The organism is Spirosoma lacussanchae (assembly GCF_005870035.1).
Classification (GTDB): domain Bacteria; phylum Bacteroidota; class Bacteroidia; order Cytophagales; family Spirosomataceae; genus Spirosoma; species Spirosoma lacussanchae.
The window spans coordinates 83177-100945 of the sequence record NZ_SWJG01000005.1; the positions used below are offsets into that span (position 1 = coordinate 83177).

Here is a 17769-nt window from a genome sequence, read left to right on the forward strand (position 1 = left end):
TGGTAGACCGGGGCCGAATTTGATGTAAACTTGTTGTGTTTCTACGCTGGTATGGCCGTTGTTCCTTTTCCCCGCCGATACGTATCGATGCTGAGCCACCTGCTGGGCTGGGTGCTGCTGGGCTATCTGCTGTTTTTTTACAAACCGTTTAGCTCTGATGTGGTTCTGCCCAACCTGTTCTGGGTCCGGCAGGCTATCTTTTTCGGACTGATGGCGGCTATGTTTTACCTGAACGCGCTGGTACTGGTGCCGCGGCTGCTGCTGGCCGGCCAGACGAGTCGGTACCTGATAGCTCTGGCGGGGGTTATGGTGGTTATTTTTGCGATACTGACCGGTGTTGAATTCGGGTTCAATCTGCCCGTACTGGTTCACCGGGCTTTTCATCCAGATGGAAGCGGCACGCCCAAGCTGTACGGCTGGGTTCAGCCCAACCTGTTTACGGCCCTGCTCATGCTGGGGTCCAGTACCAGCCTGGCTATGTTGCAGAAGTGGCAGACCGATACCAACCTGCGGCTCATGCTCGAACAGGCCAAAACTACCTCCGAGCTCTCGTTCCTGAAGGCCCAGATTAACCCGCATTTCTTCTTCAATACGCTCAATAATATCTACGCCCTGACGCTGATCGATGGCGATACCGCCCGGGAAGCCCTGCACCGGCTGTCGCGCATGATGCGGTACGTACTTTACGAAACCCAGTCCGATGCTACCCTGCTCAGCAAAGAGCTGGCGTTTATCAGCGACTACATTCAACTGATGCAGCTCCGGCTCACCGATAAGGTAGATGTTGTTGTCGACTTTCCAGACCCCCTGCAGGACCGGCTTATTGCGCCCATGCTGCTGCTGCCCTTTGTCGAAAATGCGTTCAAACACGGCGTCAGTGCCAGCCAGGCCAGTCGTATCCATATTGTTCTGGGCCAGCATCCCGATCATCTGTCGCTGGACGTATACAACACCGTATTCAGTACCAATATGCTTTCGCTCGAAGCCGCCGGTGGCATCGGGCTGGCTAACACCCGTCGGCGGCTTGATCTGCTGTATCCGGAGCAGTATCTGTTGCAGATCGATGAACATACGCCCGCCGGCGAATACCATGTGCACCTGACCCTGACGCTGCCATGACCCTGACCTGCATTGCCGTCGACGATGAACCGCTGGCCCTGGGGCTGGTCTGCGCCTTCATCGAAAAAACGCCCTTTCTCAAACTGACAGGCCGGTACAGCAGCGCCGTTGAAGCTTTAGAGGGCCTGTTGTACCAGCAGGTAGATGTAATTTTTCTGGATATTCAGATGCCCGACCTGACGGGGCTGGAGCTGGCCCGGGTTCTGGAACGGACCGGCCGGGGAGCTCATACGACCCGCATTATTTTCACAACCGCTTTTGATCGGTTTGCCCTCGACGGGTTTCGGGTCGACGCGCTGGATTATCTGCTGAAACCGTTCAACTACGAGGAGTTTCTGCGGGCGGCCAGCAAAGCACGCCACTATGCGGAGCTGCTGCACCGGCCCGAACCGCTGCCCGCTGCGCCATCGCCCGAGCTGGCTGCCCTGCCTGCCGGAACAGAAGATTATCTTTTTCTGAAGGTAGAATATCAGCTGGTTCGGATTGCGCACAACGACATTCTGTACGTGGAGGGGCTGAAAGACTACGTGAAGGTGTACCGGCAAAGTGATCCCGACAAACCCCTGCTGTCGCTGACCAGCCTGAAAGCGCTCGAAGAAAAGTTGCCGAATCGGCAGTTTATGCGCATCCATCGGTCGTTTATCGTAGCCCTCAACCGCATCGATGCCGTAACCCGAAATTCGGTGCAGATCGGCCCGACCACCATTCCCGTGAGCGATCAGTATAAAGATGGGTTTAGTCAGTTTATCAGCCGCTGGCTGTAGCCCGGCCCGGGTGGTCGTATAACCCGGTCTAAATCGGGCTGGGGTTTCTGCTTTCTTCGGTTTTCTTTGCTGCTTACCTTTATGGCCAAACCAGTAAAAACCAATGGAAACAAATCCGAAACCCACCGCTGCTGAGCAATTACAGGCGGCCAAAGCGGCCGCTGCCGAAAAGCTGGATGCCTTCAAAACCGAAGCTGGTGAGCACCTGCACGCAGCCGCAGCCCACCTCGACGAACTCCGCGATCAGCTGGTCGCCAAAGCCCAGGAAGTCGGCAAAGACATCGATATCGAGAGCCTGAAAGCGCAGGCTACCCAACAGCTGGACGTCGTTAAAGCCACCGCGTCCGAAACCCTGTCGAATCTGCAGGCGCAGGCCGAGACTACCTTTGCGGCCGCGGCTGCCAAAGCCGACGAGCTATCCGATGTGGCCGAAGATAAAATTGATGAACTGAAAGCCGATGCAGCCGTACAGCTCGAAGCAGCGCAGGTCAAACTGGATGAGCTGAAAGCCGAAGCGACCCTGCGGATCGAAGAGGCCAAGGAAAAAGCCAAAGGCATGTGGGATCAGCTCTTCGGTAACTAGCCGTTATCGGGACAATTAGCTCATCCCCCGGGTCGGCTCTCTGCCGGGCGGACCCGGGGGATAAGCGGGTGTTTGTCGCGGCCAGGCTGGGCTCTTTCTCGCCGGGGGCTGCGTAGCTTCTGGCGTTTCCCGTAACTTTGCCGGTATGCGGCTCAGTCTTCGAAAACCCGCGCAGGCCCTTCATAAAGCCTATGCCAAACAATCGGTTCCCCAAGGCCGTCTGGACACGTTCAGGCGCGCACTGGCCCGGCTGTTTTCGCGGCTGGACGAACACGAATCCGAAGAATACCAAAAATCAATCGTAGCCGGTTTTCTGATCGACGCCTTCTCTGCCGAGGGCGATCCGGCCCATCCGTTTGCCCGCATCAGCCGCCATCCGTTTGGACTGGTTCTGCAACCAGACGACGCATCAGACCAATCGGCCCGTGTGGTCATCGGTACCAAAAAGGTGTTTGCGGGGGAGATGATGACAACCCTCAAAAACAACGTCAGAGCCCTCCACGAGCTGATTCTTTATTATTTCGACCAGCAGACCAGCCCGCCCGGCCCGCCGATCAGCCAGTTGATCATTACCGATGTCTACAACTGGTTCATCTTCGATGCGGACGACTTTCGGCGCTATTTTTACCAGAATACCCGGCTGCAGAGACTCAATCAGCTTCGGCAGCAGTCGAAGCGCGATCCGGCCTTTTTTTACGGCGAAGTGGCCAAAGTGCTGCGCGACATGCCCGACGAGGTACCCGTCACCTGCCTCGATCTGCGCAAGGTAGCCGATGCGCTCAACCTGCCGCCCGCCGAGGCTAACCCGCTGCTGATTCCGGTCTATAAGCTTCTCTCACCCCGGCACCTCTACCAATGGCCGGTTACGAACGAAGCACCCGCCATCAGCCCGGCCTTCTATCACGAGCTGCTGCATATTACCGGCCTTTACGACGCTACCCACGACCCGAACTCTGTGCCGGGACAGCCGCTCGTTGGGCGCCGACCCGAAGGCGACCGGCACGATGGGTCTCTGCTGGAGAGTCTGATCCGGCTGGCTCAGGCGCAACCCGCCCCCATCGATCCGGACCAGACCGCCGAGTCGGTTGCGCTGACGCTTTGCCTGACCTGGCTGGCCCGGATCCTGTTCGTGAAACTGGCCGAAGGACAGCTCATCAGCTACCACCGGGGCGACCGGTCGGTTCAGTTTCTGACGCCCCGCCATATCCGAACGTTCGAGGAGCTGGATGAGCTGTTTTTCGACGTGCTGGCCACGCCTGGCCTGAACCGATCGGCCAGTCTGGACGCGCGTTACGGGCCGGTGCCGTACCTGAACAGTGGCTGGATGGAGCCTACAGAGGCCGAACGGCAGGGGCTTCGCATCAGTGCGCTGACCAGCCAGCCAGAATTGCCTCTGTTCGGACAGACTATCCTGACCGATCAGCAGGGTAACCGGCTGACCGAACCACTGCCTCTGCTTCAGTACCTGCTGTCGTTCCTGAATGCACACGATTTCCTGGCCGACGGACCGGCGGGGGTGCTGCCGGAAAACAAGTCGCTGATCAGTCCGGCTACGCTGAACGATCTGTTCGAACGCTTCAGCGCCGAAGCTGGCCAGCCACCGCTGGTCCCCAGCCCGGCCATAGACTATCTGGTGCGGCAAACGATTCGTAAGCTGGTCATCAGCCGCTTCAACGAGCAGTTTGGATGGGATTGTACGGCGGTGGCCTCGCTGGCCGATCGGCTGAAAGAGGTCGATCTCAGCGAAGCCAACGCACTGGTGAACCGGGTGCGGCTGGTCGATCCGGCCGCGGGCAGTGGGCGCTGGCTCGCAGCGGCCCTGAACGAACTGGTGGCGCTCAAAGCGGAGCTGGGTATCCTGATCGATCCGGCTGGCCGGCGACTGAGCCAGTATGACATAACCGTTGCCGATACCGAGCTGATCATTGCCGATGCCAGTGGCGAACTGTTTCGCTATCAGGTGCCCCAGTCTGGCCCGACGGGAATTGGCGGGGCGCGGTCGACCGGCGCGACGCAAAGCCCGCGCCAGTCCGAAATTCAGCGCGTTCAGGAGGCTATCTTCTGGGAAAAACAAACGATGCTGACGCAGTGCCTGCTGGGCGTCGACAGCCGCATTCGGTCGGTGCTGGCATCCCGGCTGCGGCTGTCTGTCGAACTGCTGCGGCACAGCTACGTCATCATGCCAGCTGCGCTGCCAGCCACCGCAGTCAGTCGTACCAACGGCGCTTCGCCGTTATCGGCTACGCTGCTGAACGAGCCCGCCGGCGAGTGGCTCGAGCCCATTCCCAATCTGGACATGGTCATCTGGCACGGCAACGCGCTGGTGAGCCGGTTTGCGACTGATTTCCGGGTGGAGAGCGTACGAAACCAGCTGCTCCGCGATCGGTTTCCGGCGGCCTGGCAACAATACCGACACGATGTAAACGCCTTCGGGCAGGAGGCCGACCCGGTTCGGAAAGACCAGCTTCGCAACCGGCTCCGGCAGTTTCGGGAGCTGACCGAGCAGCTGGCCCTCGTCGATCAGAAAGAATATACTGACATCCGGCAGCTCGAAACCCGGCTGGCCCAGGCTACCCAAACGTTCGATTTCGTGACTCCGGACGAGGCTGTACAGGGGCTGACCCAACAGCTTACCCGTAAAAAACGGGCGTATCAGCAGAAACAGACCTTCTATCGGCAGGGGTTCGACTGGCGGTTCGAATGGCCGGCGGTACTTGATGAGGCAGGCACTTTTGTGGGGTTTGACCTGGTGATCGGGCAACCCCCAACCGGTCGACCAGACGAATCGGGCGAAGGGCGCTCGCTATTCAGGAAAACCTACCCTAATACCTACACCAGCCGGACCAGCCTGTATCAGCTATACATCGAACGAGGGCTGTCGCTCCTGCGTCCGAACGGCTGGCTGGCCTACGCTCTACCTGCTTCCTGGATGGAGGCCGATGCGGCTCTGCCGCTGCGCGCCTGGCTTCGGACCAAAGCGATTGAAGAGGTGGTGGAACTGCCCGGCCTGACGGCTGACACGATCCTGCTCACGGTTCGGCAGGCGTCGGCCTCCGAAACCTTCCGGGGCGCGCGCGTGGACACGGGCATGACTGACCTGGGGGAATATCTAGCGCGCCATGCTTTCCCTGTACGGCTGGATACGCTCTCCGGTGCGGGCTGGCAGCTGACGGATTCAACCCGGCAGGCCCTGCTGACCCGGCTCAGCAGTCTGGGTCAACCGCTGGGTGCGTATCTGGACGAGTCGCTGTTTGCCGGCCTGCGTACGGGCTTCGACCGTGCTTTCGTAATCGATGCGACTACCCGTAACCGGCTGCTGGCTGACGACCCCCGCTCGGCCGAACTGATCCGGCCCTACCTGACCGATCGAAACCTGCGGCCTTATCAGCCATTGCCTTCCGCAACCTACCTGATCGCGACCCGCCGGGGTGTCGATATTGGCCAATACCCGGCTGTTCTGGCGCATCTCGAAACCTATAGAGAGCGCCTTATGCCTAAACCAGACGGGTTGAAAGGGGGCTGGAAAGGACGCCAGGCGGGTGCCTATGCCTGGTACGAACTGCCCGACCTGCCCGAATATGATTCGGTTCATGATCAGCCGCACCTGGTGGTAGCCCCGTACGGACAAGGGCTGGTGGCCACATGGGCCGAAGCGGGTATGTATTCGGGGCATAAGACCACGCTGGTGGTACCTGCCAGCGCTTACGTGCTGGCTGTACTGAATGCCCGGGTGGCACAGTTTATGCTCCGTAGCCAAAAAGGCACCGTCACCCCCGAATGGCTGGCGCAGTTGCCGGTACCGCCGGCTTCAGAAACCCAGCTGGCGCAGGTCGAAACCCTGGTCGACACCATCCGGACGATGCTGCGTAACGATCCGAAGGCCGATACGTCTGTACCGGAGCAGGCGCTGGACGAGTTGATGGCTGAGTTGTACGGCCTGACCCGCGAGGAGCGGACGAAGCTGCTGAGCGAGCGGCCCAGCTCGTAAGCGGCTATTATTCAGAATTTGTCAATTAATTCTAGTGATAAAGAAGGTAATGGTGTTGGCAGGCCTTGGCTTAGCGGCTTCGTGTTGCGTTTGCGGGCCGAAATCGCTAATCTTGCCCCTTTCTTGCATATCCCATCGTGAAGTCAATAAACGTCTTTGCCCCGGCCACGGTCGCCAATGTAGCCTGCGGGTTCGATATATTCGGGTTCGCTGTCGATAACCCCGGTGATAAGATCACCCTCACCCTGCGCGAGGAACCGGGCGTCACCATCACCGACATCATCGGCGACGATGGCCGGCTACCTCGCGAAGCCCATCGAAATACGGCCGGTATCGCCATTCAGAGCTACCTGCAGCACATTGACCGAACGGATGTAGGGGTCGACGCGGTATTGCACAAGCAGATGCCGCTGGGTAGCGGACTGGGCTCCAGTGCCGCCAGCGCCGTAGCGGGAGTATTTGCGATCAACGAACTGCTGGACCGGCCGCTTACTACCCGTCAGCTGATTCCGTTCGCTATGGAAGGTGAACGAATCGCCTGCGGATCGGCCCATGCTGACAACGTAGGGCCGTCGCTGCTGGGTGGGTTTGTGGTGGTCAGAAGTTATCAGCCGCTGGATGTAATCCGCATCGATACAACGGCCAATCTGTTCTGTACGCTCGTTCACCCCGATATTGAGGTCAACACCAAAGATGCCCGGTTCATTCTCAAAAACGAGGTTTCGCTCAAGAACACCATTACGCAGATGGGCAATGTGGCCGGTCTGATAGCCGGCCTGATGACGCCTGACTATGATCTGATCAGCCGGTCACTGGTCGATGTGATTATCGAGCCGGTACGGGCTATTCTGATTCCTGAATTCAACGAAGCCAAGCAGGCGGCTCTGGAGAGTGGCGCGCTGGGTTGTAGTATTTCCGGTTCGGGTCCGTCAATGTTCGCTCTCAGCCGCGATGCTGACACCGCCAGCCGCGTCGGAGCAGCCATGCAGCAGGCGTTCCTGGGCGTAGGCATCACCAGCGAAGCTTATATTTCCGAAATTAACCGTCAGGGCCCCCGCGTAATTGCTTAGCGCATCATTTAACCCTGTCCGGGACTGCGACCACGGACAGGGATTCAAAGCACTTCCCAGTTCAGGCCCCAGCCATCGAGTCGCGGTGGGAGCGGAACACCCGGCTGGTGAGGCTCACCGGTCGCTATCATTCGTAACGGAATCGTTTCCTGAGTTTGGGCCGTTGTGAGCCGGTCGGTTCGCAGAAAAACCTGTCCTGATGTGGTGTTGATCAGCTCAACATGCGCGTGAATCAGGTCGCCGACGGCGAAGGTTCGTCCATTGAGGGTGAGGGGTTGTATGACCTGAAAGACACACAGCTGACCTTCTGACAGAGGCCCCTCGCTCAGACTCCGCGTAGCCAGACGACCCGCGCCGACAGCATCAACCGCCAGGCGGGTCGTCGCCACTGGCTGAACCTGTTCCGCTACGGTCGACGGGGCTGGCGCTTCATCTTCTTCATCCGTCAGCAGAACCACCGCCAGGGTTGAGTCCGTCACGAACGCCGGGCTGTCCAATGCGGGTGGGGCGGCCTCCCGACTGGCAAAAGAAGCCAGAATGGCCTGCTGCTCGGTTTGTGATAAAGCGGATGGTGTCTGGCTGGTCAGCATCGCGAAGTGCTGGTTGCTCAGGTGGTCTCTGTAGGCTTCGGGGCGCGTAATTAACTCCTTTACCGCAACGGCCTGATAAAGGTAGGCTTTGGTTTCGGCGGCCCGGTACGGCAGCGCCATGGGGTGCGTATCGGGGTGCTGGCGACTGAGCTGCTGGATGTAGCCCGGCCCTGCGTTATAGGCCGAAGCGGTCAGCATCCAGGACCCCAGCTGCTGATACAGCTGACGGATGTAGCGGCAGGCTGCGTGCGTTGCTTTCTGAAGGTTGAAACGCTCGTCTGTCCGACGCGACACGCGCAGGCCCAGCGACTGAGCCGTATGGGGCATCAACTGCCAGAAGCCGGCAGCCCCCCGGCGCGACACGGCCCGGTTGGTCACGGCACTCTCCAGTAACGGCAGATACTTGAAATCGGACGGAATCCGGTATTGTTTGAGGATCGGCTCGATCAGCGGAAAGACCACCTGCGCTCGTCGCTTCAGCACAACGAGGCTACTGGCCAGGGCGGCCTGACGGCTCAGCATCCGGCGCCAGCGGTGGGTAATGGACGGTTGGTCGACGGGCAGGCTTTCGCCACAAAAATCGACCGGTTCCGATAGGAGGGTGGTAATGGCGTCGGCGTTACGAGCCAGACTGTTGGTGGAGGATTGAGCCAGGACAGGGAGTTTGCAGAACAAACAGCCAAGTCCGGCTGCCAGCAGTAGACGGTTAGTCATGAACGACAGCGTTACGGATGGATATGCTCGTCGACACGTTCGCACACAATGCGATGGTCGGTACCCGGCGGCTTCTCCCTCCTTTTCTGTCCCCGCTGACTAATCCAGCAGCCGCATTACAAAATTCTTAATGGCGTTGTGCTTAATGACGCGTACCAGGCGTCCGCCTTCGTAAATGTATTCGTCTTCGCGATCCTTGAACTGGGCATTGAACTGGCCCGGCTTCCCTGGCGCAACCATAAAATAATCGCCGAAATACTCCGAATACACCCGATTTCTGGTGCCTGGATCGTAAAAGTACAACGATGATGTTGTAAAATCAATACTATTCCGTTCGGTGCCTTTGTGGTCGTATTTGTACTGGTTGGCTACAATGTCGTAATGATCGCCTTTCCATTCGGTGCGGGAGCTGTAGTTGCCCCGGTTGGTAGTAGCTTCTACCGTCGACAGCATGAGCTTCTTACCCTCAAATTCGTTGATGACTTTATAATAGATTTTGATCGTATAAACCAGCAGCCGCACCTTCACATCGCTGATGAGCGTATAGGTGGTGCGGTCGTTGGCCTGGGGCTGACGAACGGCCGTCATCGTACCCACGCGGATACCGGCAATTTCGATGGCGTAATGATGAGTTTCCGGAGCGGCCAGGGCTGGCATAGTCAGGTACGCGGGTTCATCGGTGTGGCTGGGTTGCGCAAACGAGCTGATTGTGGCAGTAAAAAGCAAAATAAAAAGCAGACGCATCATCAAAAGCAAAGGTTAATCGTTGACTAAGGCATGGCAAGAAAACCCGTATTTTTGGCCGAATCAAAAAACCTTATGCAATTGCGCCCCATTTTTCTCTTTTTTAGCTTACTTCTGACTACTTGTTTAAGCTACGGGCAGACGTCGGACCGATACTCGATTATTCCGCGTCCGGCTCAGCTCGAACCCCGGGCAGGTGATTTTGTCATCAGCCGGTCTACCGTTATCCAGGTGCCGGTGTCGGAGGCTGGCCTGAAAGCCATTGTCGATACATTTGCCAATACCATTAACCGCAGCACAGGGCTGGGCGTATCCGTTCGGGACCTGAACCCGTCGGCTGCCGCGTCGGGTAATCTGATCCGCTTTGCACCCGTCACCGATGCAGCCCTGGGCGAAGAAGGCTACCGCATCGATGCCACCGACCGGCTGGTAACTATCGAAGCCACCGGACCCAAAGGGTTTTTCTACGCCGTACAGACGCTGTATCAGCTCCTGCCACCCGATGTGCTACAAACAAAAGTAACCGCTACCGGCTCAGCTGAGCCGTCGCTGCGGATGCCCGCCTGCCGCATTCAGGACCGCCCGCGGTACGTATATCGGGGCCTCCACCTCGACGTCAGCCGACATTTCTTCCCGGTCTCGTTCGTGAAGCGGTATATCGACCTGATGGCCCTGCACAAGTTCAATACCTTCCACTGGCACCTGACCGACGATCAGGGCTGGCGCATCGAAATCAAGAAATACCCGAAGCTGACGCAGGTCGGGGCGCAACGACGCGAGACGATCGTAGGGCATTATGACGATTATGACCCGCAGGTGTTTGACGGGAAGCCGTATGGCGGGTTTTACACCCAGGATGAAGTAAGGGAGGTCGTTCGCTATGCCGCTACCAGACAGATTACGATTGTGCCGGAAATAGAAATGCCGGGTCATGCCCTGGCCGCCCTGGCGGCTTATCCCGAGCTGGCCTGCGCACCGGGCTCTTACACACCGGCAACCAAATGGGGGGTATTTACGGATGTTTTCTGCCCTACGGAACAAACGTTCACCTTTCTACAGCATGTGCTGACCGAAGTGATGGATCTGTTTCCCGGCAAATACATTCACATCGGGGGCGATGAGTGTCCGAAGGACGCCTGGCGTAAGAGTGCGTTCTGTCAGCAGCTGATCCGGCGCGAAGGGCTGAAAAACGAAAATGAGCTGCAAAGCTGGTTCATTACCCGCATCGATAAGTTCGTAACGGCCAAAGGTCGGCGGATCATCGGCTGGGACGAAATTCTGGAGGGCGGGCTGTCGCCGAACGCGACCGTTATGAGCTGGCGCGGTACGAAAGGTGGCATCGAAGCGGCCCGGCAGCGCCACGACGTCATTATGACACCCGGCGCGTTCTGTTATCTGGATCACCTGCAGGGCGACCCGGCCCAGGAACCCATGGGCTTCGGTGGTATCTTACCCCTGTCGATGGTGTATTCGTATAACCCAACGGCCGCTGAGCTGACACCCGATCAGCAGAAATACATCCTGGGCGTGCAGGGAAATGTCTGGACAGAATACCTGCCGACGGCGGCCCAGGTCGAGTATATGGTCTGGCCCCGCGCAGCCGCGCTGGCCGAAGTAGCCTGGACGCCACTGGCGCTGAAAAATTACGACGATTTCTCCAGACGGCTCCCGGCTTATTTCGACCGGCTCGACCGGTTGCGGGTCAACTACTCACGAACGATCTACGACCCGGCTTTTACGGCCAAACCTACGGCCGATGGACGAGTGGAGGTGGCTATGGCGGCCAATGCACTCAGTTCGGCTATCCGCTACACCGTAGATGGCAGCATACCATCTGGCGAGTCGCCCCGCTACGAGAAGCCGTTGTTACTCGACAAAAACACCTCTCTGCGGGCCGCTGCGTTCGCCGATCAGAAACCGCTGAGCCAGTTGGCCAAAGTCCAGAAAGAGTTCATTGTCTCGCTGGCGACGGGTAAGTCGTATACGCACCTGTATGCACCAACAACGGGTCGCCCGGATAAAGGAGCTATGCTGACCGACGGCAAGACAGGCGGTATGGGTGGCTACGAAGTGGCCGATGTTGTCTCGTTTGCCGGCGATTTCGGGATGGTTATCGATCTTGGGCAGGCGCAGACAGTACAAAGTGTACAGATCGGGTTTCTAAAATACACGGCCCGCAACATCTGCCTTCCCCGGCAGGTAGACATTGCCGTTTCGGATGATGGGAAGACGTTCCGGCCGGTGCTGACCAGCAAGACCAACGCGGCTGAAGGCGGCAAACGGGGTTTTGCGCGCCTACCTTTCGAATTTGCTCCGACCACAGCCCGTTACGTCCGGGTAGTAGCCCACAATGTCGGCACCGTACCGGCCGGTCTCCGTAACCCGGGTAAACCCGCACAGCTAGCCATCGATGAGGTAGAAGTCCGGTAGTTGTATTGATGGTTCATCACCGTGGTCCAACTACGCGTCCCGGTGCGAACACTGACTACGGAATCAAAATAATAAGGTTGTTAGTGAACCTGCTTACGGCCCCAGCCCATGTAGCAGAGGCTGGTGTCGCGGCCTTCGCGCATCTTCATGCGTTCGCCCAGTTGGCGGAATGTCCAGCGACCGGCTGTGCGCTGGCGAAGGTAATAGAGTGTTTTGAGTACGTTGTAATCGGCTACCATACCGCGGGTTTGCTGGTTGACTATGCCGACCTGCTTCAGGGTCTGGCTGAGTTCGGCGGGGGTGATAAAGCGGTCGTAGCGATGTTGATCGGGCTGCATAAACGACCAGCGCGGCCAGTCCTGCGCAATTTTGATCAGGAAGAGCCAGCTCAGCCACGTTCGGTTCACGGTGTCGTAGAAGAAGAGGCCACCCGGTTTCAGCACCCGGCTGATCTCGCGGATGACCGTATCGACATCGCGGACATGCTCGAGGACGTCGCAGCAGCTGACATAATCGAAAGACGCATCGGCAAACGGAAGGCGCTCCCCTTCGCCAACCACATAGGTGATAGGAAGCTCTTGCTGGCCGGCATGATGGCGTGCCGTATCGATGGCCGAAGCCGAGGGGTCGATGCCTACTACCTGCATATCCATCTGTGCAAAGGCTTCGGCCAGGATACCGCCCCCGCAACCTACGTCGAGTAAGGTGGCGTGTTTGACAAGCGCCTGCTGTTCCTGAAGAATACGCCGGAAATAGCCCATACGAGCGGGATTGACGGAGGTTTCGAGCATGAAAAATAACTCATCGGGATTCCACCAGATGTCGCGGTCGGCGTTGTATACGGTATTGTTCGTGACTGGTTGAGCAAGCATAGGTCGACAGAATGGCCAGCGGTTCGCCGGTACATACTAACCCGAACGGGCCCATCCTGTTCAGACGACTTGCTTTTTCGGCGGTTGCGATGCTTCTTGTATCACTTATCACCCCTGACGCATGGCCGAACAACTCCTGACCGAAGAGAAGACCGATTTCAAACGCTCGCTGAGCCTGCTTGATTCAACACTTATCGTTTCCGGCTCTATGATCGGTTCGGGGGTGTTTATCGTTACCGCCGACATGGCCCGCAATCTGGGGTCGTCGGGCTGGCTGCTCATGCTTTGGGTGCTGACGGGGGTGTTAACGGTAGCGGCAGCGCTGAGTTACGGTGAACTGGCTGGTATGATGCCCAAAGCGGGTGGGCAGTACATCTACATCCAGCGCGCGTTTGGCTCGCTGATGGGGTTTGTTTATGGCTGGACGGTTTTTACCGTTATTCAAACCGGCACCATAGCGGCTGTAGCCGTAGCGTTTACGAAATATACCGCCGTATTTATTCCGGCGCTTAGCCCCGATAACGTGCTCCTGGTGCTCGGGCCGATCAAGATTTCGGCGGGGTCGTTGTTTGCCATTGCCAGCCTGGTGCTGCTGACCTGGCTCAACAGCCGGGGAGTGCAGAGCGGGAAGCTGATTCAGAATGTGTTCACCTCGGCCAAACTACTAGCCCTGGTCGGGTTAATCGTGGTGGGCATTACGCTGGGTCTGAGTACCGGTTTGCTGGGTACCAACCTCGAAAACGCCTGGGAGGCCAGTACTACCACGGCTACTGGCGAGGTGCTGCCGCTGGCCGGTATGGCACTGCTGCTGGCTTTTGGCACGTCGATGATCGGGTCGCTGTTCTCGGCCGATGCCTGGAATAATGTAACGTTTATTGCGGGCGAGATCAAAAACCCCCGCCGGAATATTCCGCTGGCCCTGTTTTTCGGTACAGTAATCGTAACTGTTATCTATTTCCTGGCCAACGTCTCGTACCTGTCGCTGTTGCCCCTCAAAGGATCACCCCTGGCTACGGACATCGTCGGGCGCGGCATTCAGTTTGCCGAAGCCGACCGGGTGGCTACGGCGGCCGTATCGACACTGTTTGGCAATGTGGCTGTGGCCATCATGGCTGTCCTGATCATGATTTCAACCTTTGGCTGTAACAACGGGCTGATTCTGGCCGGAGCGCGCTTGTACTACGCCATGGCGAAGGACGGTCTGTTTCTGAAGCAGGGAGCCGAACTGAACCGCAACTCGGTGCCGGGTAAAGCACTTTGGTACCAGTGTATCTGGGGATCGCTGTTGTGTTTGTCGGGTAAGTACGGCGACCTGCTCGATTATTGTACGTTCGCGTCGCTGATTTTTTACATGATCACCATTGCCGGGCTGTTTCGGCTCCGGCGTACCGAGCCCAGCGCAGAGCGGCCCTACCGGGCATTTGGGTACCCGATCGTACCGGCTCTGTACATTGGCGCTACGCTGCTTATCTGCGCAATTCTGCTGTATACGAAGACGTTCAATACCGGCATGGGCCTGTTGATTGCGGGATTGGGCATTCCGGTTTACTACCTCACTAAACGAAGCCAAAATGCCTAGGCAAACCGCTGACGGCTTCGTGGGTCGGTAACCCGCCCCCCTTTTCCGTCTATATCCGTAGCCGACCGACCCGATAACGAGTTGGGCGCGTTGAGGTGCGCGCCATCATCGACGCCAACACCCAGTCGTTCCACCAGTTCACTGCCCATCCAGCCTGTCACCCCGGCCAGGGCAAAGGCAACAAATGACAGGCTCATGGCTACTACCGACGGTATGTGGCCCGCTTCGTCGCGCCGGAACAGCCAGCTGACGGCAAAAAGCAGCAGGACAACCACGTTCCCTACGCCATGCAGCAAACCAATGCGTTTGGCGCGGGTGCCGCCCGGAATAGCCAGCCAGTCAATCCAGCCGGGCAGAGCCGCAGCCACCCCGCCCAGCAGGCCCGCTACCACCATCCAGTACGATACCAGCGCAAACACCGAATTGTCGGTTAGCAGATAAACTACATCGAAAAGAACCGCCGTTGCCAGTAGGCCAAGCGGAAAAACAATGAGTATAGGGTGGGCCGCATGACCCGCCAGTTTAGCCCGGCTTTCCATAGAGTTTGCTGTTTACATATAATGCCTATCAACATACTTGATTTTTCTTTGTTCAGAATGTGATCGGTAGGGTAGGCGCTAGCTATTTACCGGTGCCGAGGGTTTACCGAATCCGCTGAAAATACCAGCGGTATAAAATTCGTTTACTACTATAGGTATAATATGATAAAGACACTTGTATCTCGTTATTGGTTGGCCCCCCTGCTGGCGGGGTGTTTAGGAGCTTGTACCGGCGTGGGGCCTACAGCCAGTCTGTTCCGGCCATCGTCGCTTCATGATCAGTATGGACAGTCGCTCAAAACGGCTAAACTCGATAAAACCGCTCTCGGTACCGACTGGATAACGGCTGGCGAACGGGCCCTGACCGACTCGCTTCGGATTGCGGTGCCGTACCGGGAAAGCGGCTACTTTTCGGCTTCCCGGGCATTTGCGGTTGGGTATCGGATGGATGCCCAGCGGGGCGATCGGATGCTGGTGCGGGTAGAAACGCAGGGCCGTTCAGACACGCAGGTGTTCATCGATATATTCGCGCTCGATTCCCGCAATCGAACCAGTCTGGTAGCCAGCTCCAAAGCCGATACGAACGTACTAGCCTGGGAGCCTCGTAAAACCCAGACCTATCTGATTCGGATACAGCCTGAACTGCTTCGGACCGGGCGTTATACCGTATCGATCACTCGTGAGCCGGCGTTGAGTTTTCCGGTACAGGGCCGCGACAGCCGGCAAATCAGTAGTTTCTTCGGGGCATCGCGCGATGCCGGGCGTCGGCGACACGAAGGCGTCGATATCTTCGCCCCCCGCGGAACTCCCGCCGTGGCGGCCGTCGATGGTGTGGTGACGGGCGTTGGAACCAATAGCCTGGGGGGCAACGTGGCTTTCCTGACCGACAACGAACGGAATATACGGCTCTACTACGCCCACCTCGATCGCTGGCATGTGACCAATGGGCAGCGCGTGTCGGTGGGGGATACAATCGGGTTTGTGGGGAACACGGGAAACGCCCGTACTACCGGTCCACACCTGCATTTTGGCATTTACGGCTTTAGCGAAGGCGCCACTGATCCGCTTCCATTTATCCGGCTGGGACGGGGGCCAGCCCGACAGACTCTGCTCGAGGATGCCAGACTGGGCGATTCGGTTCGGGTATCGGTAGCCCGGTCTGCTGTGCGGCTGTCACCCACCAGTGACTCGCCTGTACTGCGTGAGGTAGCCAGAGAGGCCGGGGCGGTAGTAGTAGGTGGTACACAGGCCTGGCTGCGGGTCGAGCTGCCCGACGGTCTGACGGGATACATAACCAGCAAAGCTACCGAATCCGTCAAACGGCCACTGCGGAGGCTGCGCCTGACTACGCCGGGTAACCTGCTCGATACGGCGGATGCATCGGCGGCTACGATCGAAACGCTGGCTGCTGGCACCCCGCTGGAGGTGCTGGCCACAACGGGTTTGTTTCAGCTTGTACGACGGCCAAACGGGCAAACCGGCTGGCTGTTGCGGTCGGCCGGTCCGTAACTGAATACAGCCAAAACCGGTACGTTATGATACAAAAAAAAGCCTCCTGAGTCAGGAGGCTTTTTCGTACACGTACTTGCCAGATTAGTGTGTAAATGGTGTCGTATAAGCTGGCATGGATGGATATATTGAGAGGATATTTACTGCATCTATATTGAGAGAACGTTCACTGCATGGTCCATGACACCTGCCGAAGCACATCAAGAGAATCTGCTTTGGGTACATATCCCCAGGAGGTGTCGACAGGGGCTTCTGACGAATTGGTATCGCAATCCTGCAGGCGTTCCTGCAGGGTTTTGATCTGTCCCTGTTGCTGGGTTAAGTTACGTCTGAGATCGGTCGTCTCGTCGGCCAGCCGCTGATGACGGTAGTAAGCAACCGCAAGCAGGCCCGCAATGCCCATCAGCAGCACTAACACGACTGTCAAAAGCGAATACACCACTCCTCGATTTACGGCAGACATAACACCCTTATGACCAAAAATTCATGAAAGGTCACCACAAAAAAAGTCTGCAACCTATTAAAGTTGCAGACTTTTCAATTGAGGTTCTATGCCTGTTAGCGGGCCGCGCCGTAGTCCTGTCCGGCACTCTCGGGGAAGTTCTTCATGATGCTGGTCACCGTTTCGCGGAACGCCTGATCGCGGTCGCGCTCTTTGTTCCGGTTGTTGAGCTGCCCCGTTGCCCATCCCTGCCATACGATATCGTTGGTACGGACGTCGATGACGTTGATCACAACCCGGTTCTCCTCATACTGCCGGGAGTAAACCTGGTTCGGCATGCCCCAGCCACCCCAACCCCAGCCCCAGGGGCTCATGGTGTTGTTCGACTGAATCTGCTGCCGGTCACGGGCGTCGGTAAAGAACCGGACAACCAGATCGGCTTCGCCCTGGGTAACGGGTTTGTAACCGCGTGCTTTGAGCGACTGATCGAGCGCGTCGGCAATCCGGCGCTGGTTCAGGTTGCTCCCTACAATCGGGTCGGCATTGCGCTGCCGGTCGGCTTCGATGCGGTAGGTCGTGAACTGACGAACGTTCACTTTGGGGTCGTAATCGTACTTGACCGTAATGGCCGGGGCGCAGGACGCCAGCGTACCGACGACGAACAGACTGCTGATTATGCCTTTAAGTTTCATGAGTTTTTTTATCGTTAAGCGGTGTCAAACCAACTACTAAACGCGCTACATTGTGTTGTTCGTATGTGACATGTAAATAACTAAATGGCCCTGGTATTGGTTCCGGAAATGATGCGCTTTATTTGCTCCTGAAT

The 17769-nt window shown here is 57.7% G+C and carries 14 protein-coding genes; 8 read left to right on the forward strand and 6 right to left on the reverse strand.

What is annotated here, in order from left to right:
- Positions 1-51 precede the first annotated feature (51 nt).
- The 5 genes from FBR45_RS18260 to FBR45_RS18280 all read left to right on the forward strand — a co-directional run bounded on the left by FBR45_RS18260 (position 52) and on the right by FBR45_RS18280 (position 7524).
- The gene (locus FBR45_RS18260; RefSeq protein ID WP_138504925.1) at positions 52-1119 is read left to right on the forward strand and encodes a sensor histidine kinase; all 1068 of its coding nucleotides are present in this window, start codon (positions 52-54) and stop codon (positions 1117-1119) included.
- Positions 1116-1883: a LytR/AlgR family response regulator transcription factor gene (locus FBR45_RS18265; RefSeq protein WP_138504928.1), complete on the forward strand. Its 768-nt coding sequence runs from the start codon at positions 1116-1118 to the stop codon at positions 1881-1883. The genes FBR45_RS18260 and FBR45_RS18265 overlap by 4 nt, the downstream gene beginning before the upstream one ends.
- 103 nt (positions 1884-1986) lie before the next feature.
- Complete coding sequence (locus tag FBR45_RS18270) at positions 1987-2466, forward strand: hypothetical protein (RefSeq protein WP_138504930.1); 480 nt, start codon at positions 1987-1989, stop codon at positions 2464-2466.
- A gap of 145 nt (positions 2467-2611) precedes the next feature.
- Positions 2612-6454, forward strand: a complete 3843-nt coding sequence (locus tag FBR45_RS18275) for a DUF7149 domain-containing protein (protein ID WP_138504932.1) — start codon at positions 2612-2614, stop codon at positions 6452-6454.
- Positions 6455-6591: 137 nt separating this feature from the next.
- Positions 6592-7524, forward strand: a complete 933-nt coding sequence (locus FBR45_RS18280) for a homoserine kinase (protein ID WP_138504935.1) — start codon at positions 6592-6594, stop codon at positions 7522-7524.
- A gap of 44 nt (positions 7525-7568) precedes the next feature.
- Here FBR45_RS18280 and FBR45_RS18285 read toward each other — a convergent pair whose 3' ends face one another.
- Positions 7569-8828, reverse strand: a complete 1260-nt coding sequence (locus FBR45_RS18285) for a lytic transglycosylase domain-containing protein (RefSeq protein ID WP_138504937.1) — start codon at positions 8826-8828, stop codon at positions 7569-7571.
- Positions 8829-8927: 99 nt separating this feature from the next.
- Positions 8928-9575: a DUF6134 family protein gene (locus tag FBR45_RS18290; protein ID WP_246082297.1), complete on the reverse strand. Its 648-nt coding sequence runs from the start codon at positions 9573-9575 to the stop codon at positions 8928-8930.
- Between the two features lie 72 nt (positions 9576-9647).
- Here FBR45_RS18290 and FBR45_RS18295 point away from each other — a divergent pair, with 72 nt between their 5' ends.
- Positions 9648-12002, forward strand: coding sequence for a beta-N-acetylhexosaminidase (locus tag FBR45_RS18295; protein WP_138504939.1), 2355 nt, complete (start codon positions 9648-9650; stop codon positions 12000-12002).
- An 80-nt stretch (positions 12003-12082) separates the two neighbouring features.
- Here FBR45_RS18295 and ubiG read toward each other — a convergent pair whose 3' ends face one another.
- Positions 12083-12874, reverse strand: coding sequence for a bifunctional 2-polyprenyl-6-hydroxyphenol methylase/3-demethylubiquinol 3-O-methyltransferase UbiG (ubiG, locus tag FBR45_RS18300; protein WP_138504941.1), 792 nt, complete (start codon positions 12872-12874; stop codon positions 12083-12085).
- Between the two features lie 121 nt (positions 12875-12995).
- Between ubiG and FBR45_RS18305 the strand changes: the two genes are divergently transcribed.
- Positions 12996-14453, forward strand: a complete 1458-nt coding sequence (locus FBR45_RS18305) for an APC family permease (RefSeq protein ID WP_138504943.1) — start codon at positions 12996-12998, stop codon at positions 14451-14453.
- On the opposite strand, the gene FBR45_RS18310 is transcribed toward FBR45_RS18305, so the two are convergent.
- Positions 14450-14992 carry a DUF2231 domain-containing protein gene (locus tag FBR45_RS18310; protein WP_138504945.1) on the reverse strand — a complete coding sequence of 181 codons (543 nt, stop codon included), beginning with the start codon at positions 14990-14992 and terminating at the stop codon, positions 14450-14452. The genes FBR45_RS18305 and FBR45_RS18310 overlap by 4 nt on opposite strands.
- 162 nt (positions 14993-15154) lie before the next feature.
- Here FBR45_RS18310 and FBR45_RS18315 point away from each other — a divergent pair, with 162 nt between their 5' ends.
- The gene (locus FBR45_RS18315; protein WP_138504947.1) at positions 15155-16501 is read left to right on the forward strand and encodes a peptidoglycan DD-metalloendopeptidase family protein; all 1347 of its coding nucleotides are present in this window, start codon (positions 15155-15157) and stop codon (positions 16499-16501) included.
- A gap of 166 nt (positions 16502-16667) precedes the next feature.
- On the opposite strand, the gene FBR45_RS18320 is transcribed toward FBR45_RS18315, so the two are convergent.
- Both FBR45_RS18320 and FBR45_RS18325 read right to left on the reverse strand, forming a co-directional pair.
- The gene (locus tag FBR45_RS18320; protein ID WP_246082311.1) at positions 16668-16919 is read right to left on the reverse strand and encodes a hypothetical protein; all 252 of its coding nucleotides are present in this window, start codon (positions 16917-16919) and stop codon (positions 16668-16670) included.
- A gap of 140 nt (positions 16920-17059) precedes the next feature.
- Entirely contained in the window at positions 17060-17635 is a 576-nt protein-coding gene (locus FBR45_RS18325; protein WP_138504949.1) for a DUF4136 domain-containing protein, read from the reverse strand.
- Positions 17636-17769: the final 134 nt, after the last annotated feature.